Here is a 15,796-nt window from a genome sequence, read left to right on the forward strand (position 1 = left end):
TACGGCGGACCCGCAAGCGGGCGGGCAGCCATTGCAGCTGGCCACCCTGAGGAGGGCAGCCGCCGACACCGGTCAGGGGATGCGGCGCACACGCTGGCGGACGGGCCGCCCTGAAGCTGTCCACCCGACGCGCGAACCGCAGCCCCGCAGCACGGGCGCGGGCGGCTGCGTCCGGCCGCGGGCGACATGAACGGCCGTCACACGCCCCGCATCAGGCTGGGAAACTCGCCCGGCAGTTCGCGGGCAAGGAAACCCATCGGGCCAAGCCGTTCGGCCAGCCTGCGCCCGGCCTCTCCGTGCAGCCAGACGCCCCAGCAGGTCGCCTGCCACGGCGGCAGGCCGCGGGCGCACAGCCCGGCGATGACGCCGGTCAGCACGTCGCCGGACCCCCCGGTCGCCAGCCCGACGCCGCCGCCGGCATAGACCATCATCTCGCCCTCCGGGTTGGCGATCAGGGTCGTCGCGCCCTTGATCATCAGCACCGCGTTCAGACGGCGGGCAAAGTCGCGGGCCACGTGGTCGCGGCGCGCCTCGATCTCGTCGGCCGAAAGGCCGGTCAGCTGCGCCATCTCGCCCAGGTGCGGGGTCAGGATCGCGCGCCCGCCCAGGGCTGCCACCCGGTCGTGCCGGCCGGCGGCCGCGCCGACCGCCGCCGCGTCCAGGATGACCGGCATTTCCGCCACCGGCAGCAGGGCATCCAGCAGCAGCCCGGCCGCATCGGCTGACGCCATCGCCGGACCGATCGCCAGACAGCCGCAGCGCCCGATGCGGCCGGCGAGATCGCCCGGCCCCGCGATCTCGCCATCGGGCGTCATCGGCAGGGGAAAGAACCCCGCCTCGGGCAGGGCAAAGCCCGCGGGGATCGCCAGCGCCTCGGGCAGGGCGATCTGGACCTTGCCGGCGCCCGCGCGGAACGCCGCCTCGGCCGTCAGGACGATGCCGCCGGGCACCATCCGCGACCCGCCGACCAGCATCACCTGCCCGCGGCTGTTCTTGTCGGTATCCTCGGGGTGCTGCGGCAGCGGGTGGCGGCGCAGCCAGCGGGCGTCCAGCGCCTCGCCGGTCATCCGCGGGTTCCCACGATGGGATCGGGCTCGCGGGTGACGGGCGTGTCCTCGGCCTCCATCGGGGCGGTGACGTTATAGCGGACCAACTCCATCTCTCCATCGGTGTCGGCGGCGCCGGGTGTCCAGCGGTATTCGGTGATCGAGCAGTTGGCCACGTCCTTTTCGCGGTCGATGGCCAGGATCTGCTCTTCGGTCAGGCCCTCGATGATATAGCGCAGGCACAACACGACGACCTGATGCGCCACGATCATCACCCGGCAGCCGCCGTGGTGCAGCCCGACCGTGTCCAGCAGCGCGCGCAGCCGGAAGATCACGTCGCACCAGCTCTCGCCGCCCGGCGGGCGATGATAGAACTTGCCCAGCATGGCGCGCAGTTCGGCCTGCTGGGGCAACTCGGCGCGGATGCCGATGCCGGTCAGCCCGTCGAGGATGCCGAACTCCTTCTCTCGCAGGCGTTCGTCAAGGTGGATGCGCTGGTCGGGCGCGCAGCCGCCTGCGTCGCGGAACAGCCGCGCGGTGTCCTGCGCGCGCAGATAGGGCGAGGACAGGACGACGTTCGGCCGCCCCTCCTCGTTGCCCTGCGCGAACCAGTGGCCCAGGGCGCGCGCCTGCCGTTCGCCCAGATCCGACAGCGGCACGTCCACGTCGCGGCCGGTCAGTTCGATGCGCGCCAGTTGCGCCTGATAGGCGGCGTCGCGGGCGACGTTGCCCGCGCTTTCGCCGTGGCGCACGATCCACAGCCGTTCGGGCCAGCGGGGAGTCATGGCGATCGTCGCATGCCGGGCCGCGCCGGGATCAAGGCGTCATGACGCATTTGAAACATTCGCTGCGGTTGTCGCGGAACGTCTTGTAAAACCCCGGCCCGTCATCCAGCGTGCCGCGATGGGTGATGATGACGCTGGGATCGATGTCGCCCGCGACGACGCGTTTCAGCAGCCGGTCCATATAGGCCCGCGTGTTGGTCTGCCCGCCCCGCAGCATCAGCCCCTTGCCGAAGGCCGCGCCGATGGGGAACTTGTCCACCACCCCGGCATAGACGCCGGGGATCGACACCGCGCCGCCCTTGCGGCAGCACATGATGGCGTCGCGCAGCGCGTTCGGGCGGTCGGTTTCCAGCATCAGCGTCGTCTTGACCTTGTCATAGACGTTGCCGATGACGGATGCGCCGTGCGCCTCAAGGCCGACCGCGTCCACGCAGCGGTTGGGCAGCTTGCCGCCGGTCAGTTCCATCAGGCGGTCATAGCTGTCCTCGCTGGACAGGTCGATCGTCTCGGCTCCGGCCTCGCGCGCAAGCGCCAGCCGACCCTCCTCGAAGTCCAGCGCAAAGACCCGTTCCGCCCCCAGCATCAGGGCCGAGCGGATGGCGAACTGGCCCACGGGGCCGCAGCCCCAGACGGCGACGAGATCGCCCGGCCCGGTGCCGATCTGTTCGACCGCCTGATAGCCGGTGGGAAAGATGTCGGTCAGGAACAGCACCTTTTCGTCCGGCAGCCCCTCGGGGACGGCCAGCAGGCCGACATCGGCGTGCGGCACCCGGACCAGTTCCGCCTGTCCGCCCGCATAGCCGCCGAAAAGGTGGGAATAGCCGAACATCCCGCCCCCGGCCTGGCCGTAAAGCGCCTCGACCTTTTCGTGGTCGGGGTTGGTGTTGTCGCACAGCGAGAACGCATCGACGCGGCAGAACGCGCAGTGCCCGCAGGCGATGTTGAAGGGCACCAGCACCCGGTCGCCGATCTTGTGGCGGGTGACGCCCGACCCGGCGGCGACGATCTCGCCCATGAACTCGTGGCCCACGATGTCGCCCTTGCGCATCTCGGGGATGAAACCGTCGTAAAGATGCAGGTCGGACCCGCAGATGGCGGTGCTGGTCACGCGCAGGACGACATCGCCCGCGTCCTCGATGGTGGGGTCGTCGTGGGTGTCGACCCGGACGTCCCCGGTGCCGTGAAAGGTGATCGCGCGCATGATGCTGTTTCCCATTGGCTGCGCAACGGAAACAGGGCGGGCGCGTCATGGTTCCCGCCGATGTTCATCGCGGGGCTGCGGCGCAATGCCAAAGGGCGGCAGTCGCCCGCCGCCCCCGATCCGGTGCCTGACGGGCGCGCCGCCCCTCAGCCCTTGTTCTGATAGATGTCCACCAGCTTGCCCAGCATCGTCAGCGCATCCTCGCGCGAGCGCTGGAAGCTGTTGCGCCCGATGATGGAGCCGTTGCCGCCGCCGTCGCGGATGGCGCGGGCGTCCTCATAGACCGCGTCCTCGCCCTTGGCAGCGCCACCCGAGAAGACGACGATCCGCCGCCCGCCGAACGCCGCATCCATGCAGTGGCGCACGCGCGCGGCCTGGGTGGAAATGTCGATGCCCTGGTCCTGATAGACCTTCTTCGCATCCTTGTTCTCAAGAACGTCGGTGGACAGCTTGATCTTGATGACATGCGCGCCCAGCAGCGCCGCGATCTGCGCGGCATAGGCGGCGATGTCGATGGCCGTCTCGCCGTCCTTGGTGATCGCCTCGCCGCGCGGATAGGACCAGATCACGGTCGGGATGCCGACGGATGCGGCCTCGGCGCGCATCTCGGAAATCTCCTCGAACATGTCCAGCGCCATGTCCGAACCCGGATAGATGGTAAAGCCGATGGCGGCGCAGCCCAGCCGCAGCGCGTCCTGCACGGTCGCGGTCACGGCCTGGTTCTTGCCGGCGGTGTCGCTCATCAGGCTGTTGGCGCTGTTGCATTTCAGGATCGTGGGGATCTGGCCGGCATAGGTGTCGGCGCCGGCCTCAATCATGCCCAGGGGCGCTGCATAGGCGTTCAGCCCGGCGTCGATGGCCAGTTGATAGTGGTAATGGGGGTCATAGCCCAGCGGGTTCTTGGCAAAGGACCGCGCGGGGCCGTGTTCAAAGCCCTGATCGACCGGCAGGATGATCATCTTGCCGGTGCCGGCCAGCTTGCCGGTCATCAGCATGCGGGCAAGGTTGCCCTTCACGCCGGGGTTTTCGCCCTCATAATTGGCGAGGATCTTCTTGACGGTCTCGGTCATCTGCATGGGACGGCTCCGCATCGGGTTCGGGATGGCCTGCCTTATCAGACCGGGACGCGGGGGAAAGTGCGGTTGCGCTAACGGCACGGGGCTTTGCGGGCAGGGCGGGCGGAACGCGCCCGGATCGCCCGGCGTTGAGGGTTTTTAGCGAGGGAAGACACCCATGTCGCACAACGACGACAATGCCGCGCGGTCGGCGCGCCGTCACCGCCCCGCCATCCTGGCCATCCTTGTCGCGTTGGCGGCAGCGGCGCTGGCGCTGCTGTTCCTGTCGCCCTGGAAAACGCACGAGGACGCCGTCCAGCCCGCGGGCGCGGTGGCCGAGGGTCCGGCGACGTCGGACGCGCCCGTCGTCAGCCCGGAAGGGGCCGCACCGACGCCGCAGAACCCCTAGGGCGGGGGCGGGCGGGCCAGTCCGGGCGGGTCATTGCTCGCCAGTGCGGCCCGCCGCCGGTCAGCGCTTGGCGGCGACCAGGGCCGCGACGCCGGGCAGATCCTTGCCCTCCATCCATTCCAGGAACGCGCCGCCCGCCGTCGAGGTGAAGGTGAAATCGCCCGCGACCCCGGCCTTGTTCAGCGCGGCCACGGTGTCGCCGCCGCCGGCGACCGACACCAGCCTGCCCGCGCGGGTCAGTTCGGCCGCGGCCGCGGCGGCGGCATTGGTGGCGGCGTCGAACGGCTCGATCTCGAACGCGCCAAGCGGGCCGTTCCAGATCAGCGTGCGGCAGGTGGCGAACACGTCGCGGATGGCGGCGACGGTCTGCGGCCCCGCGTCAAGGATCATGGCATCGGGCGGGCAGGCGCTGGCGGGCACCGTCTCGCTGGCCGCGCCCGCCTTGAACTCGCGCGCCACGACCACGTCCACCGGCAGGTGGATGGTGCAGCCCGCGCCCTGCGCGCGGTCCAGGATGTCGCGTGCGGTGTCGGCCATGTCGCGTTCGGCCAGGCTTTTCCCGACCTCGATCCCCTGCGCCACCAGGAAGGTGTTGGCCATGCCGCCGCCGATCACCAGATGATCGACCTTGGCGATCAGGTTCGACAGCAGGTCAAGCTTGGTGGACACCTTGGCCCCGCCCACGACCGCCACGACCGGCCGTTCTGGGTTGCCAAGCGCCGCGTCCAGCGCGTTCAGCTCGGCCTCCATCAGGCGGCCCGCGGCGCAGGGCATCAGCCGCGCCAGCCCCTCGGTCGATCCGTGGGCGCGGTGGGCGGCCGAAAACGCGTCGTTCACGTAAACCTGCCCCAGCGCCGCCAGCGAGGCCGCGAAATGCGCGTCGTTGCCTTCCTCGCCGGGATAGAAGCGGGTGTTTTCCAGCAGCAGCACGTCGCCCGCGGACAGCTCCGCCACGGCGCGCTTGGCCGGGCCGCCGACGGCCTCGTCGGCAAAGCGCACGGGCTGTCCCAGCGCCGCTTCCAGCGCGGGCACGATCTGGCGCAGGCTCATCGCGTCGTTGCGCTGGCCCTTGGGGCGGTCGAAATGCGCCAGCAGGACGGGGATGCCGCCCTTGGCCTGGATATCCTTGACGGTCGGGACGATCTTGTCGATCCGGGTGGCGTCGGTGACGCGCCCGTCCTCGACCGGGACGTTCAGGTCGACGCGGGTCAGCACGACCTTTCCGTCCATGTCCATGTCGTCGATGGTGTTGAAACGGGCCATGCGCATATCCTTTTCCGGGCGGAAAGACTTTTGGCGGTTCTGCGGGATGATGACTTTTTCGTCAACCAGCGAGACGTCGCATCGCCCTGTCAGGGCGGACCCCGCCCGCCGCCCCGCGCGTTGCGCTGGCGGACGGCGGACCCTATGTCCGTCACACCGACCGAAAAGGAGAGCCGGATGGCCGAGATCAAAGACCCGGAGAACACCATCATCATCGAGCTGAAGGACGGCCCCGTGGTGATCGAGCTTCTCAGCGACGTGGCGCCGAAGCACGCCGAGCGCATGAAGGCGCTGGCCCGCGCGGGCGCCTATGACAACGTGGCGTTCCACCGCGTGATCGAAGGGTTCATGGCGCAGACCGGCGACGTGCAGCACGCCAACATGGAAAAGGACTATAACCCCGGCCGCGCGGGCACGGGCGGGTCCGACATGGACGACCTGCCGGCCGAGTTTTCCAGGCTGCCGCATGCGCGCGGCACGCTGGGGGCGGCGCGGTCGCAGAACCCCAACAGCGCCAACAGCCAGTTCTTCATCAACTTCAAGGACAACGATTTCCTGAACGGGCAATACACGGTCTATGGCCGCGTCATCTCGGGGATGGAACACGTCGACAAGATCGCGCGGGGCGAGCCGCCGGCAAGCCCCGACCGCATGATCTCGGTCAAGGTGGCTGCCGATGCTTAAGGTTCTGGTTCCCGCCGCCCTTGCGCTGTCCGCCACGGCCGCGTCGGCCCAGGGCCTGCCGGGCGTCACCGACGGCCCCGGCCCGAACATGGTGATCGAGGTCGCGGACGCTGCAGGCCAGCCCAAGGGCACGATCGTGCTGGACCTGTTCGCCGACAAGGCGCCCGGCCATGTCGAGCGGCTGGTCGCGCTGGCCAAGTCGGGGGCCTATGACGGCGTGGTGTTCCATCGCGTCATCGACGGCTTCATGGCGCAGACCGGCGACGTCCAGCACGGCAAGCAGGGCGGCGACACCGCCCGCGCCGGCATGGGCGGGTCCGAGATGCCGGACCTTGCGGCCGAGTTCAACGACGTCAGCTTTCAGGCCGGCACCGTGGGCATGGCCCGCAGCCAGGACCCCAACAGCGCCAACAGCCAGTTCTTCATCGACCTGGCGCCCGCGCCGTTCCTTGACGGGCAATATACCGTCGTGGGGCAGCTGGTGGACGGCTGGGACGTGCTGAACGCCGTGAAAAAAGGCAATTCCGCCGCCAACGGTTCGGTGGACAAGCCCGACTATATGGCCAAGGTCACGATCGCCGAGTGATCGCCGCTGCCGCGAACGGAAAAGCCCCCGGCGACGGGGGCTTTTTCGTGCGGAAAGCCGCAGTCTAGTCCTTGAAACTGCGGCTGTCCTTGATCTGGTCCCAGGCCCAGACCACCTCTTGCAGGCGATCCTCGTCCGAACGGTCGCCGCCGTTCATGTCGGGGTGAAGATCCTTGACCAGTGACTTGTATTGCTTGCGGATTTCCGGTTTGGTCCAGCTGTCCTTGGCCTCAAGGATGTCCAGCGCGCGGCGTTCCGTGGGCGGCAGCTTGCGGGCGGCGCGCAGCCGGGCGTCGGGGCTGGTGCCGTTCTGGCCGAGGATCTCCAGCGGATCCTCGACCCCGTGGCGCGCCCAGGCCTGTTCCTGCGTCGCGCGGCCAAAGGGGCGGGTGGGGCGTTCCCAGACGGTGGCATTGTCCAGGAACTCCTGGAACTCGGCCTCGGACTGGCCCTGGAAATAGTTCCAGTTCAGGTTGTATTCGCGGACGTGGTCCTTGCAGAACCAGTAGTAATCATCCAGCTGCTTGGGCGATTTCGGCGCGCGATACTGGCCGGGCGCATCGCAGCCGGCCTTGTCGCAGCGCCGGGTCGACGTCTCGAACGCGCCGGACATGCCGCGACGGCCCTTGGTCCGGCGCTTCTTGTCAGAGGCGGCAGAGATATCGAAACCGAACGGGTCGTTGCTGGACATAAGGGGCCTTCTTTGCGACTCGGGACCGGGAGTGTAGGGGTTTTGCACGGCTTTGAAAGAGGGACGGGACGAATGGCGCGACTGATTGCCGACGAGATGCGGGACCGGCTGGCGGCGCTGGCGCCGTCGCGGCTGGAGGTGATCGACGAGAGCGAGCAGCACCACGGCCACGCCGGATGGCGCGAGGGCGGGCAGACGCATTACCGCATCCGCATGAGCGCGCCGGCCTTCGCGGGCATGGGCCGCGTCGACCGGCACCGGCTGGTCAACCGCACGCTGGGCGACATCGTGCCGCGCATCCACGCGCTGGCGCTGGAACTGTCGGCCGAATAGCGCCGCGCCCCGCCGAAGGACGACGGCCGGTCCGGCGGCTTTTGGGGCGGTCCGGCTCCACCGCCCCGGCGCGGCGGGGTCGATGTGGGCGCGGGCCGCGCGCGGGTCAAGTGCCGCCATCTTTGCCGACCGTTAGCGGCCCCAGTCTTGCCGCTGCGTGACCGCGCGCCTAGAACCCGGCCAGCGCTGGCCCAACAAGGAACCTCACCATGACCGCCCCCAAGGATTTCAACGACCGCATGCTGTCCCTGGGACTGGCCCGCGTCAGCGAGGCGGCGGCGCATGCCTCGGCCCGGCTGATCGGGCGCGGCGACGAAAAGGCCGCCGACCAGGCCGCCGTCAACGCCATGCGCGACCAGCTGAACATGCTGGACATCAAGGGCGTCGTCGTCATCGGCGAGGGCGAGCGCGACGAGGCCCCGATGCTGTTCATCGGCGAAGAGGTGGGCACCGGCAACGGCCCCGACGTGGACATCGCGCTGGACCCGCTGGAAGGCACGACCCTGACCGCCAAGGACATGCCGAACGCGCTGACCGTGATCGCGATGGCGCCGCGCGGCACGCTGCTGCACGCGCCCGACGTCTATATGGACAAGCTGGCCGTCGGGCCGGGCTATGAAAAGGACGTGGTCAGCCTTGAGATGTCCCCGCGCGAACGCGTCCTGGCGCTGGCCGCGGCTGGCGGCGTCAAGCCGCAGGACATCACCGTCTGCATCCTGGAACGCCCGCGGCACGAGGAGATGATCGCCGAGGTCCGTTCCACCGGCGCCGCGATCCGCCTGATCACCGACGGCGACGTGGCGGGCGTCATCCACGTAGCCGAGGCCGACAAGACCGGCATCGACATGTATATGGGTTCCGGCGGCGCGCCCGAGGGGGTGCTGGCGGCGGCCGCGCTGAAATGCATGGGCGGGCAGATGTGGGGCCGTCTGATGTTCCGCAACGACGACGAACGCGGCCGCGCCGGCAAGGCCGGCATTACCGACCTGAACCGCATCTATACCCGCGACGAGATGGTGACGGCCGATGTGATCTTTTCCGCGACCGGCGTCACCAACGGTTCCATCGTGCAGGGCTTGCGCCGCGAGCCGCATTTCATCGAGACCGAGACGATCCTGATGCGGTCCAAGACCGGATCGGTGCGCCGCATGTTCTATCGCAACCCGATCAAGTGACGGCGCCGGGCGGTGCCGGGCTGTGGCCCGGTGCCGTCCGTGGCGCGCCTTGCGTTTGCCGCAGGGTCGGGACGCCCGCGTCGAGATCCACCGCGCGGCGGCCGCCCGTAACCGGCAGCTGCGGCGTCGCGTGTCAGGAGACGGGTGCAAGGGGCGCGGGACAACGTCCGGCAGACGCTGAAAGCGCACCCGCCACGCCCGCGCGTCCGCCAGCGGCGCAACGCGCGGTCCGGCGGCCCGCCGGAAGCGCCACTTGCCCGCACCGGGGCGCTCGACTACCAATCCTGCACCCCGGCCTTGTCCCGTGATCGCCGGACGGGCAGGGCGGCGACTGCGGACCAGACACGAGTGGAGCCGATGACCCCCAGTCTTTTCAAGCCCTTCGCTGTCGGCACCCTCAGGCTGGCCAACCGCATCGTCATCGCGCCGATGTGCCAGTATTCGGCGGTCGATGGCTGCACGACGGACTGGCACACGATCCATTACGGCCACCTTGCGCTGTCCGGCGCGGCGCTGCTGACGATCGAGGCGACGGCCGTGCTGCCCGAGGGGCGCATCACCTATGCCGATGTCGGCCTGTGGTCGGACGAAACCGAAGAGGCGCTGGGCCGCACCATCGAAAGCCTGCGCCGCTGGTCGGACATGCCCATCGCCATCCAGCTGGCCCATGCCGGTCGCAAGGCCTCGACGGACCTGCCGTGGCAGGGCGGCGCCCAGATCGCGCCGGATCACCCGCACGGCTGGCAGACCGTCGCCCCCGGCGCGGACCCGTTTCAGGACGGCGATCATGCCCCGGTCGCGCTGGACGACGAGGGGCTGGACCGGGTCCGTTCCGGTTTCGCCGACGCCGCCCGGCGCGCGGCCCGGCTGGGCATCGACGCGGTGCAGATCCACGCCGCGCACGGATACCTGCTGCACCAGTTCCTGTCGCCGCTGTCGAACCGGCGGGGCGACGATTACGGCGGCAGCGCCGAAAACCGGATGCGCTTCCCGCTCGAGGTGTTCGACGCCGTCCGCAGCGCCTTCCCTGCCGATCGGCCGGTGACGGTGCGCGTCTCGGGCACCGACTGGGTGGACGGGGGCTGGGACGTCGCCCGGACCGTCGCGCTGGCGCAGGCGCTGCAGGCGCGCGGCTGCGACGCGATCCATGTGTCCAGCGGCGGGCTTGACCCGCGCCAGCAGATCCCCGTCGGCCCCAGCTATCAGGTGCCGCTGGCCCGCGCCGTCAAGCAGGCGACCACCATGCCCGTGGTCGCTGTGGGGCTGATCACCGGCTATGACCAGGCCGACGCGATCATCGGCACGGGCGACGCCGACCTGATCGCGCTGGCCCGCACGATCCTGTTCGACCCGCGCTGGCCCTGGCACGCGGCGGCGCATCTGGGCGCGCGGGTCAGCGCCCCGAACCAGTATCTGCGCTCGCAGCCCCGGCAGTATCGCGCGCTGTTCGACCTGGACGAAAGCGGCGAAAGCTGAGGCTTTGCGGCGCGGCAAGAACAACACCGGCGGGGCAGGACGATGTTCAGAAACAAGCTCAGGCAGATGCACGCGGGCGGGCAGCCGATCCTGAACGGCTGGCTGTCCATCGGCAGCACCATGACGGCCGAGATCATGGCGGCGCAGGGCTACGATTCGGTCACCATCGACATGCAGCACGGGGCGCTGGATTACCGCGACGCGCTGTTGATGATGCAGGCGATGCGCGGCTGGGACGTGACGCCCGTCGTGCGCGTGCCGTGGCGCGAGCCGGGGATCGTCATGAAGGCGCTGGACGCGGGCGCGCAGGCGATCATCTGCCCGATGATCAACACCGCGCGCGAGGCTGCCGACTTTGTCAGCCTGATCCACTATCCGCCCAAGGGGCAGCGCAGTTCCGGGCCGACGCGCGCGGCGGTCGCCTATGGCGGCTATGGCGTCGAGGCGAACGACGAGGTGCTGGGCTTTGCCATGATCGAGACGCGGGACGGCGTGGAAAACCTGGACGAGATCGTGGCGGTTCCGGGGCTGGGTGGCGTCTATGTCGGCCCCTCGGACCTGACGCTGAGCACGCAGGGTGGGCGGCTTGGGCCCGGCTTTGACCGGGAAGAGCCGGAAATGATCGCGCTGATCCAGACCATACTGGCCGCCTGCAAGCGCCACGGCATCATGGCGGGCCTGCATTGCGGGACGCCCGACTATGCCGCCCGCGCCATCGGCTGGGGATTCGACCTGACGACGCTGTCGGGCGACACGGCGCTTTTGGCCGCCGCCGCGTCCCAGTCGGTTCGGAAATGGCGCGAAAGGGTCGGCGGCGCGCCCGTGGGCGGGGGCGGACGGGCTGGCTAGAACGGGGCGGCCTCCGCGGTCCCCGGCGGCCTGACCCTGCCCTTGCCAAGGCCCGGCCATCCTTTTGTGGCGGTTGGTGTTTTGCACCGGATGTCGGGGCGCCACCCGATTTCCATCACCGGCACGGACAAGGCATCCGCTTTCGCCCCCGGCAGCGTTTCGCTTGTGGGGGGCACGGTCTGTCGCTAGATGTCGGAAAGGTGCGGATTGTCGCCCCGATTGCGCGACCCACGACCAATGGACTCCACGCCTTCGTCCGACAAACCGCCTGCCTCGTCCCATCGGGAAGGGGGAACGAGCGTTCGAACGCTCACCGGTCGAGAGCCATTCGTGCGCCAGATAGAAGACACGCTGAAGCAACACTATGCCGCGATCATCGAGGGTTCCGACGACGCCATCGTCGCCAAGGATCTCAGCAGCATCATCCTGACCTGGAACGGCGGCGCCCAGCGGATCTTCGGCTATGAGGCGCACGAGGTGATCGGCAAGCCGATCACGATCCTTTTCCCGGAAGACCGGCAGGACGAAGAGGCGGGGTTCATCAGCCGCCTGCGGGCGGGCGAACGGATCGACCATTTCGAAACGATCCGAAAGGACAAGAACGGCAATCTGATCCCGGTCTCGGTGACGATTTCCCCCGTTCGGAATGCGGCCGGAGAGATCGTCGGCGCGTCCAAGATCGCGCGGGACATCACCGCGCAGCATCGCGCGGCCGAACAGCAGCGCCTTTTGCTGTCCGAGATGCGGCACCGGGTCGGGAACTGCTTTGCGATCGCAAGCGGGCTGTTGCCGCTGTGCGCGGAACAGGCCGCGACCGTGGACGATCTGGTCAGCCTGATGCGCGGACGCTTTCGCGCGCTTGCGTCGGCGCATGCGCTGGCCGCCCCGACGCTGGCCGTGGACGGGGTCCAGGCGGGCCACCGTCCGCTGGACGCGCTGCTGTCGGCGATCCTCGATCCCTTTACCCGGACGACCCCCGTGGCGGTCGCCGTGGACAGCATCGACGTCGGCAGCCGGGCCGTGACGCCGCTTGCGCTGGTGTTCTATGAGCTTTGCACCAATGCCGTGAAATACGGCGCGTTGTCCCAGCCGACCGGGCGTCTTTCGATCGCGGGCGAACGCCGCGGCGACCGGTTCGTCATCCGCTGGACCGAGGAATGCGAGATCGCGCCGCGCGCGGACGGCGGGCAGGGGACCGGCTTTGGCACCACCATGTGCGAGGCGGCGGTGCGCGACCAGCTTGAGGGATCGTTCCAGCGGACCTTCACGCCGCAGGGGATGCACGCGGTCCTGGACCTCAGCCTCGACTGCCTGACCCGCGGCGACTGACGGCCGCCAGCGCCGGCCGCGTTCCAACCTGACCCGCGGCGACTGACGGCCGCCGGCGCCGCGCCACGCCGGAACGTCAGGCGCCGTAACGCTGCCGGGCCTCGCGGAACGAGGTCAGGCGGCTCAGCTCCTCGTCCCACAGATGCAGCCTGACCGAGCGCAGGCTTTCCCGCGGCGTCAGCCGCTGCGCGTCGGCCAGTTCGGCGTGGTCGCGCAGGATTTCCGGCAGGCGATAGAACGGGATGCGGCTGTAAAGATGGTGGACGTGGTGGATGCCGATGTTGGCGGACAGCCAGCGCAGCGGCGCGGGCAGCACGTAATGCGACGATCCCGCCAGCGCCGCCTCGTGCAGCTGCCATTCGTCGTTGGCGGCCCAGTGCGTCTGCTCGAACTGGTGCTGGACATAGAACAGCCAGACCCCGATGGTCGCCGCGATCACCGAAGTCGGGATATAGATCAGCAGCACGGGCGTCATGCCCCCCAGCCAGATCATCAGCGCAAGGACGATGGCGATGGTGGCATTCGTCCCCATCGCCGAAATCCAGTATCGCCAGCCGGACGCCATCAGCCCCAAGGGCAGGCGGTTCTGCAGCAGGAACAGATAGCTGGGGCCCAGCACGAACAGCACCAGCGGGTGCCGGTAAAGGCGATACATCAGCCTGCCCATCGGCCCGCGCGCGCGGTATTCGGCGACGGTCAGCGTCAGGACGTCGCCGATGCCGCGCTGGTCCAGGTTGCCGTGCTGGGCGTGGTGGATGGAATGGGTGCGCCGCCACACGTCATAGGGCGTCAGCGTCAGCACCCCCAGGCAGCGGCCGACCCAGTCCTGCGCCCTGCGGCTGTGAAAGAACGAGGCATGGCCGCAATCGTGCTGAATGCAGAAGATGCGCACCAGGAACAGGCCATTCAGTATCGCGATGCAGACGGTCAGCCAATAGCCGACCGACATCGCCGCCCAGGCCAGCGCCCACAGCAGCACAAAGGGGACCAGCGTGACCACCAGTTCAAGGATGCTGCGGCGGGTGGACGGCTCGCGATACTTGGCAAGAACCCGGACCCAGTCCTTGGCCGAACGCGCCTGGCCAGCCGGCGCGTCGTCGAAAGTTGTCGGCATTGACGCCCCTGTGCTTGAGCCACGTATGCCCATCGGCCCGCACGGCGTTTCCTGTTGGCGTCATCTAGGGGGCGCGGACCGTCCCGGCAAGCGGCGACGTCAAGACCGGCAAGGTTGCGGCCCGCCGGGCGTTGGCGGAAGGGTGCGGCCGGGAAGAACGGAACGGTCACGGCCCCGGGGGTGTCGGTTGGCGGACGCGGCCGAACCGGCCACCTTGGGACGCGGGCGCCGTCGCCACGCGGGCGGCGGCCTGCGCGTCGGCGCGTCACGCCCGTGACCCTGCCGCGGGTGCCCCGCCGCCTGCTCCCCGCCAAGGCCGCTTGTCGCGCGCCGCACGTCCCGCCGCAGTTTCGTGGCGGCGCCGCCTTGCCCCTGCACAAGGGCCGCGTGGTTCAGCCGCCCTTGCAGGCCAGGACGATATGCGGCGCCGTCGCCTGCAGGACGCGTTCATCCATGATGCCCGTGGCGATGCGGACGTGATGCGAAGGGCCGAAGCTCGACTTCGATCCCGGCTGGACGGCGATGCCGCGCGCAGCCAGCGTGACCAGGGCATAGCTTTCGGACCGCACCGGCGCGCGCAGGCACAGCCCGCCCCCCGGCCCGATCGGGATGGCGTCGTCGCGCAGCCGGGTGGCCAGCGCGTCGCGGCGGTCCTGATAGGTGCGGCGCGCGCGGTCCAGCAGTGCCTGCGCCTGCGCGTCCTGCAAAAGCCAGCATGCGGCGCCCTGCAGGATGCGGCTGGTCCACCCCGAGCTGAACAGGCGGAAGGCCTGGATTTCCTCGATCAGGGGGACGGTGGACGACATCACCGCCAGCCGCAGATCGGGGCCAAGCGATTTCGAGAAGGACAGGATGTGGATGACCCGGTCCGGCAGCCAGCGGCCAAGCGACTGCCGGGGCAGCATCGCCAGATCGCCCACGCCGTCATCCTCGATGATCAGCGTGTCCGATGCCGCAAGCACGTCGCGCAGTTCCGTCAGGCGCGCGGGCGTCAGCATGTGGCCGGTCGCGCCATGCAGGCGCGGCTGGAACAGGAAGGCCGACGGGCGCTGCGCCAGCGCCTGCGCCAGCAGGTCCGGGCGCGGACCCTGATCGTCGCAATCGACGGGCAGGATCGTCAGGTCCATGTCCTCCAGAATGTCCAGCAGGCGCATGGGGGTCGGATGTTCGACCGCGATCACCGCGCCGGGACGGATCAGCGCGTGCAGCGCCGTATAGATGCCGTTGTATCCCCCGTTCACCGCCAGCAGCGCGCCGGCGTCATAGGGCCAGTCCCGGCGCAGGCAGCGGTCAAGGGCGGGCAGGATGCGTTCGCGGTCATAGCTGTTGAGACCGGCGACCGCCGCCCCGGCCGCCAGCGCCGGTTCCAGCGCGGGCAGCAGCCGCGTGTCGGGGGCCGCGCGGGACAGGTCGATGATGTCGGGGCCGTAATTGGCCACGCTGGCCATGCGTTCGGGGCGCGCGCCGCCGCCCACGCTGGCGCTGACGCGGGTGCCGCGCCGGCCGCTGCCTTCGATGACCCTGTGCCGGCGCAGGCTTTTCCACGCCTGCGACACCGTGGCGGGGCTGACGCCCATCTCGCGCGCAAGTTCGCGGATGGTGGGAAGCTGGGCGCCGACCGGCAGTTCGCCCGACCGGATCAGGGCCGACACCTCATGCGCGATCGCGCGGGCCGAGCGGCCGGACATGCGCGCCGCCAGCCAGTTTGCATCCATACCCAAGGTTCGCATCCGCCCTTATTTCGATCAGTAACGTAATACTCTTTGATCAGGGTTTGTATAGGTCATATCGTTGAACAAA

Annotated in this window: 16 protein-coding genes; 8 read left to right on the forward strand and 8 right to left on the reverse strand. The window is 69.4% G+C overall.

The window, feature by feature from the left end; genetic code table 11:
* Nucleotides 1-197: 197 nt before the first annotated feature.
* The 4 genes from EPA64_RS01085 to EPA64_RS01100 all read right to left on the reverse strand — a co-directional run bounded on the left by EPA64_RS01085 (nt 198) and on the right by EPA64_RS01100 (nt 4,108).
* The gene (locus tag EPA64_RS01085; protein ID WP_134724389.1) at nt 198-1,067 is read right to left on the reverse strand and encodes an NAD(P)H-hydrate dehydratase; all 870 of its coding nucleotides are present in this window, start codon (nt 1,065-1,067) and stop codon (nt 198-200) included.
* Nucleotides 1,064-1,831 (reverse strand): histidine phosphatase family protein, encoded by a 768-nt coding sequence (locus EPA64_RS01090; RefSeq protein ID WP_134724390.1) that lies wholly within the window; start codon nt 1,829-1,831, stop codon nt 1,064-1,066. The genes EPA64_RS01085 and EPA64_RS01090 overlap by 4 nt, the downstream gene beginning before the upstream one ends.
* Nucleotides 1,832-1,862: 31 nt before the next feature.
* Entirely contained in the window at nt 1,863-3,047 is a 1,185-nt protein-coding gene (locus EPA64_RS01095) for a zinc-dependent alcohol dehydrogenase (protein WP_425467004.1), read from the reverse strand.
* A 131-nt stretch (nt 3,048-3,178) separates the two neighbouring features.
* Nucleotides 3,179-4,108: a class I fructose-bisphosphate aldolase gene (locus EPA64_RS01100; RefSeq protein WP_134724391.1), complete on the reverse strand. Its 930-nt coding sequence runs from the start codon at nt 4,106-4,108 to the stop codon at nt 3,179-3,181.
* A 157-nt stretch (nt 4,109-4,265) separates the two neighbouring features.
* On the opposite strand from EPA64_RS01100, the gene EPA64_RS01105 reads away from it, so the two are divergent.
* Nucleotides 4,266-4,496, forward strand: a complete 231-nt coding sequence (locus EPA64_RS01105) for a hypothetical protein (RefSeq protein WP_134724392.1) — start codon at nt 4,266-4,268, stop codon at nt 4,494-4,496.
* 60 nt (nt 4,497-4,556) lie between these two features.
* Here EPA64_RS01105 and EPA64_RS01110 read toward each other — a convergent pair whose 3' ends face one another.
* Entirely contained in the window at nt 4,557-5,759 is a 1,203-nt protein-coding gene (locus EPA64_RS01110; RefSeq protein WP_134724393.1) for a phosphoglycerate kinase, read from the reverse strand.
* A 177-nt stretch (nt 5,760-5,936) separates the two neighbouring features.
* Between EPA64_RS01110 and EPA64_RS01115 the strand changes: the two genes are divergently transcribed.
* Nucleotides 5,937-6,443: a peptidylprolyl isomerase gene (locus EPA64_RS01115; protein ID WP_134724394.1), complete on the forward strand. Its 507-nt coding sequence runs from the start codon at nt 5,937-5,939 to the stop codon at nt 6,441-6,443.
* The gene (locus EPA64_RS01120; protein ID WP_134724395.1) at nt 6,436-7,029 is read left to right on the forward strand and encodes a peptidylprolyl isomerase; all 594 of its coding nucleotides are present in this window, start codon (nt 6,436-6,438) and stop codon (nt 7,027-7,029) included. Before EPA64_RS01115 ends, EPA64_RS01120 begins: the two co-directional genes overlap by 8 nt.
* 64 nt (nt 7,030-7,093) lie before the next feature.
* Here the strand turns inward: EPA64_RS01120 and EPA64_RS01125 are convergent, their stop codons facing one another.
* Nucleotides 7,094-7,720, reverse strand: coding sequence for a DnaJ domain-containing protein (locus EPA64_RS01125; RefSeq protein WP_134724396.1), 627 nt, complete (start codon nt 7,718-7,720; stop codon nt 7,094-7,096).
* Between the two features lie 72 nt (nt 7,721-7,792).
* Here EPA64_RS01125 and EPA64_RS01130 point away from each other — a divergent pair, with 72 nt between their 5' ends.
* The 5 genes from EPA64_RS01130 to EPA64_RS01150 all read left to right on the forward strand — a co-directional run bounded on the left by EPA64_RS01130 (nt 7,793) and on the right by EPA64_RS01150 (nt 12,882).
* The gene (locus tag EPA64_RS01130) at nt 7,793-8,053 is read left to right on the forward strand and encodes a BolA family protein (RefSeq protein ID WP_181953482.1); all 261 of its coding nucleotides are present in this window, start codon (nt 7,793-7,795) and stop codon (nt 8,051-8,053) included.
* 209 nt (nt 8,054-8,262) lie between these two features.
* Nucleotides 8,263-9,228: a class II fructose-bisphosphatase gene (gene glpX / locus EPA64_RS01135; protein ID WP_134724397.1), complete on the forward strand. Its 966-nt coding sequence runs from the start codon at nt 8,263-8,265 to the stop codon at nt 9,226-9,228.
* A gap of 357 nt (nt 9,229-9,585) precedes the next feature.
* Nucleotides 9,586-10,704, forward strand: coding sequence for an NADH:flavin oxidoreductase/NADH oxidase (locus tag EPA64_RS01140; protein ID WP_134724398.1), 1,119 nt, complete (start codon nt 9,586-9,588; stop codon nt 10,702-10,704).
* A 42-nt stretch (nt 10,705-10,746) separates the two neighbouring features.
* The gene (locus tag EPA64_RS01145; RefSeq protein ID WP_134724399.1) at nt 10,747-11,553 is read left to right on the forward strand and encodes an HpcH/HpaI aldolase family protein; all 807 of its coding nucleotides are present in this window, start codon (nt 10,747-10,749) and stop codon (nt 11,551-11,553) included.
* A gap of 330 nt (nt 11,554-11,883) precedes the next feature.
* On the forward strand, nt 11,884-12,882 hold the full coding sequence (locus tag EPA64_RS01150) for a PAS domain S-box protein (RefSeq protein WP_181953483.1): 999 nt from the start codon (nt 11,884-11,886) through the stop codon (nt 12,880-12,882).
* Nucleotides 12,883-12,958: 76 nt separating this feature from the next.
* On the opposite strand, the gene EPA64_RS01155 is transcribed toward EPA64_RS01150, so the two are convergent.
* Nucleotides 12,959-13,996: a fatty acid desaturase gene (locus EPA64_RS01155; protein ID WP_134724401.1), complete on the reverse strand. Its 1,038-nt coding sequence runs from the start codon at nt 13,994-13,996 to the stop codon at nt 12,959-12,961.
* Nucleotides 13,997-14,388: 392 nt separating this feature from the next.
* Nucleotides 14,389-15,711, reverse strand: coding sequence for an aminotransferase-like domain-containing protein (locus tag EPA64_RS01160; protein ID WP_220443698.1), 1,323 nt, complete (start codon nt 15,709-15,711; stop codon nt 14,389-14,391).
* Nucleotides 15,712-15,796 lie beyond the last annotated feature (85 nt).

Source organism: Paracoccus luteus (assembly GCF_004522155.1).
Lineage (GTDB): Bacteria > Pseudomonadota > Alphaproteobacteria > Rhodobacterales > Rhodobacteraceae > Paracoccus > Paracoccus luteus.

What these genes read in the sequence shown, in the direction of transcription:
- EPA64_RS01085 (WP_134724389.1), bottom strand. Translation starts at nt 1,067, where the DNA reads ATGACCGGCGAGGCGCTGGACGCCCGCTGGCTGCGCCGCCACCCGCTG.
- EPA64_RS01090 (WP_134724390.1), bottom strand. Translation starts at nt 1,831, where the DNA reads ATGACTCCCCGCTGGCCCGAACGGCTGTGGATCGTGCGCCACGGCGAA.
- EPA64_RS01095 (WP_425467004.1), bottom strand. Translation starts at nt 3,047, where the DNA reads ATGGGAAACAGCATCATGCGCGCGATCACCTTTCACGGCACCGGGGAC.
- EPA64_RS01100 (WP_134724391.1), bottom strand. Translation starts at nt 4,108, where the DNA reads ATGCAGATGACCGAGACCGTCAAGAAGATCCTCGCCAATTATGAGGGC.
- EPA64_RS01105 (WP_134724392.1), top strand. Translation starts at nt 4,266, where the DNA reads ATGTCGCACAACGACGACAATGCCGCGCGGTCGGCGCGCCGTCACCGC.
- EPA64_RS01110 (WP_134724393.1), bottom strand. Translation starts at nt 5,759, where the DNA reads ATGGCCCGTTTCAACACCATCGACGACATGGACATGGACGGAAAGGTC.
- EPA64_RS01115 (WP_134724394.1), top strand. Translation starts at nt 5,937, where the DNA reads ATGGCCGAGATCAAAGACCCGGAGAACACCATCATCATCGAGCTGAAG.
- EPA64_RS01120 (WP_134724395.1), top strand. Translation starts at nt 6,436, where the DNA reads ATGCTTAAGGTTCTGGTTCCCGCCGCCCTTGCGCTGTCCGCCACGGCC.
- EPA64_RS01125 (WP_134724396.1), bottom strand. Translation starts at nt 7,720, where the DNA reads ATGTCCAGCAACGACCCGTTCGGTTTCGATATCTCTGCCGCCTCTGAC.
- EPA64_RS01130 (WP_181953482.1), top strand. Translation starts at nt 7,793, where the DNA reads ATGGCGCGACTGATTGCCGACGAGATGCGGGACCGGCTGGCGGCGCTG.
- glpX (WP_134724397.1), top strand. Translation starts at nt 8,263, where the DNA reads ATGACCGCCCCCAAGGATTTCAACGACCGCATGCTGTCCCTGGGACTG.
- EPA64_RS01140 (WP_134724398.1), top strand. Translation starts at nt 9,586, where the DNA reads ATGACCCCCAGTCTTTTCAAGCCCTTCGCTGTCGGCACCCTCAGGCTG.
- EPA64_RS01145 (WP_134724399.1), top strand. Translation starts at nt 10,747, where the DNA reads ATGTTCAGAAACAAGCTCAGGCAGATGCACGCGGGCGGGCAGCCGATC.
- EPA64_RS01155 (WP_134724401.1), bottom strand. Translation starts at nt 13,996, where the DNA reads ATGCCGACAACTTTCGACGACGCGCCGGCTGGCCAGGCGCGTTCGGCC.
- EPA64_RS01160 (WP_220443698.1), bottom strand. Translation starts at nt 15,711, where the DNA reads ATGGATGCAAACTGGCTGGCGGCGCGCATGTCCGGCCGCTCGGCCCGC.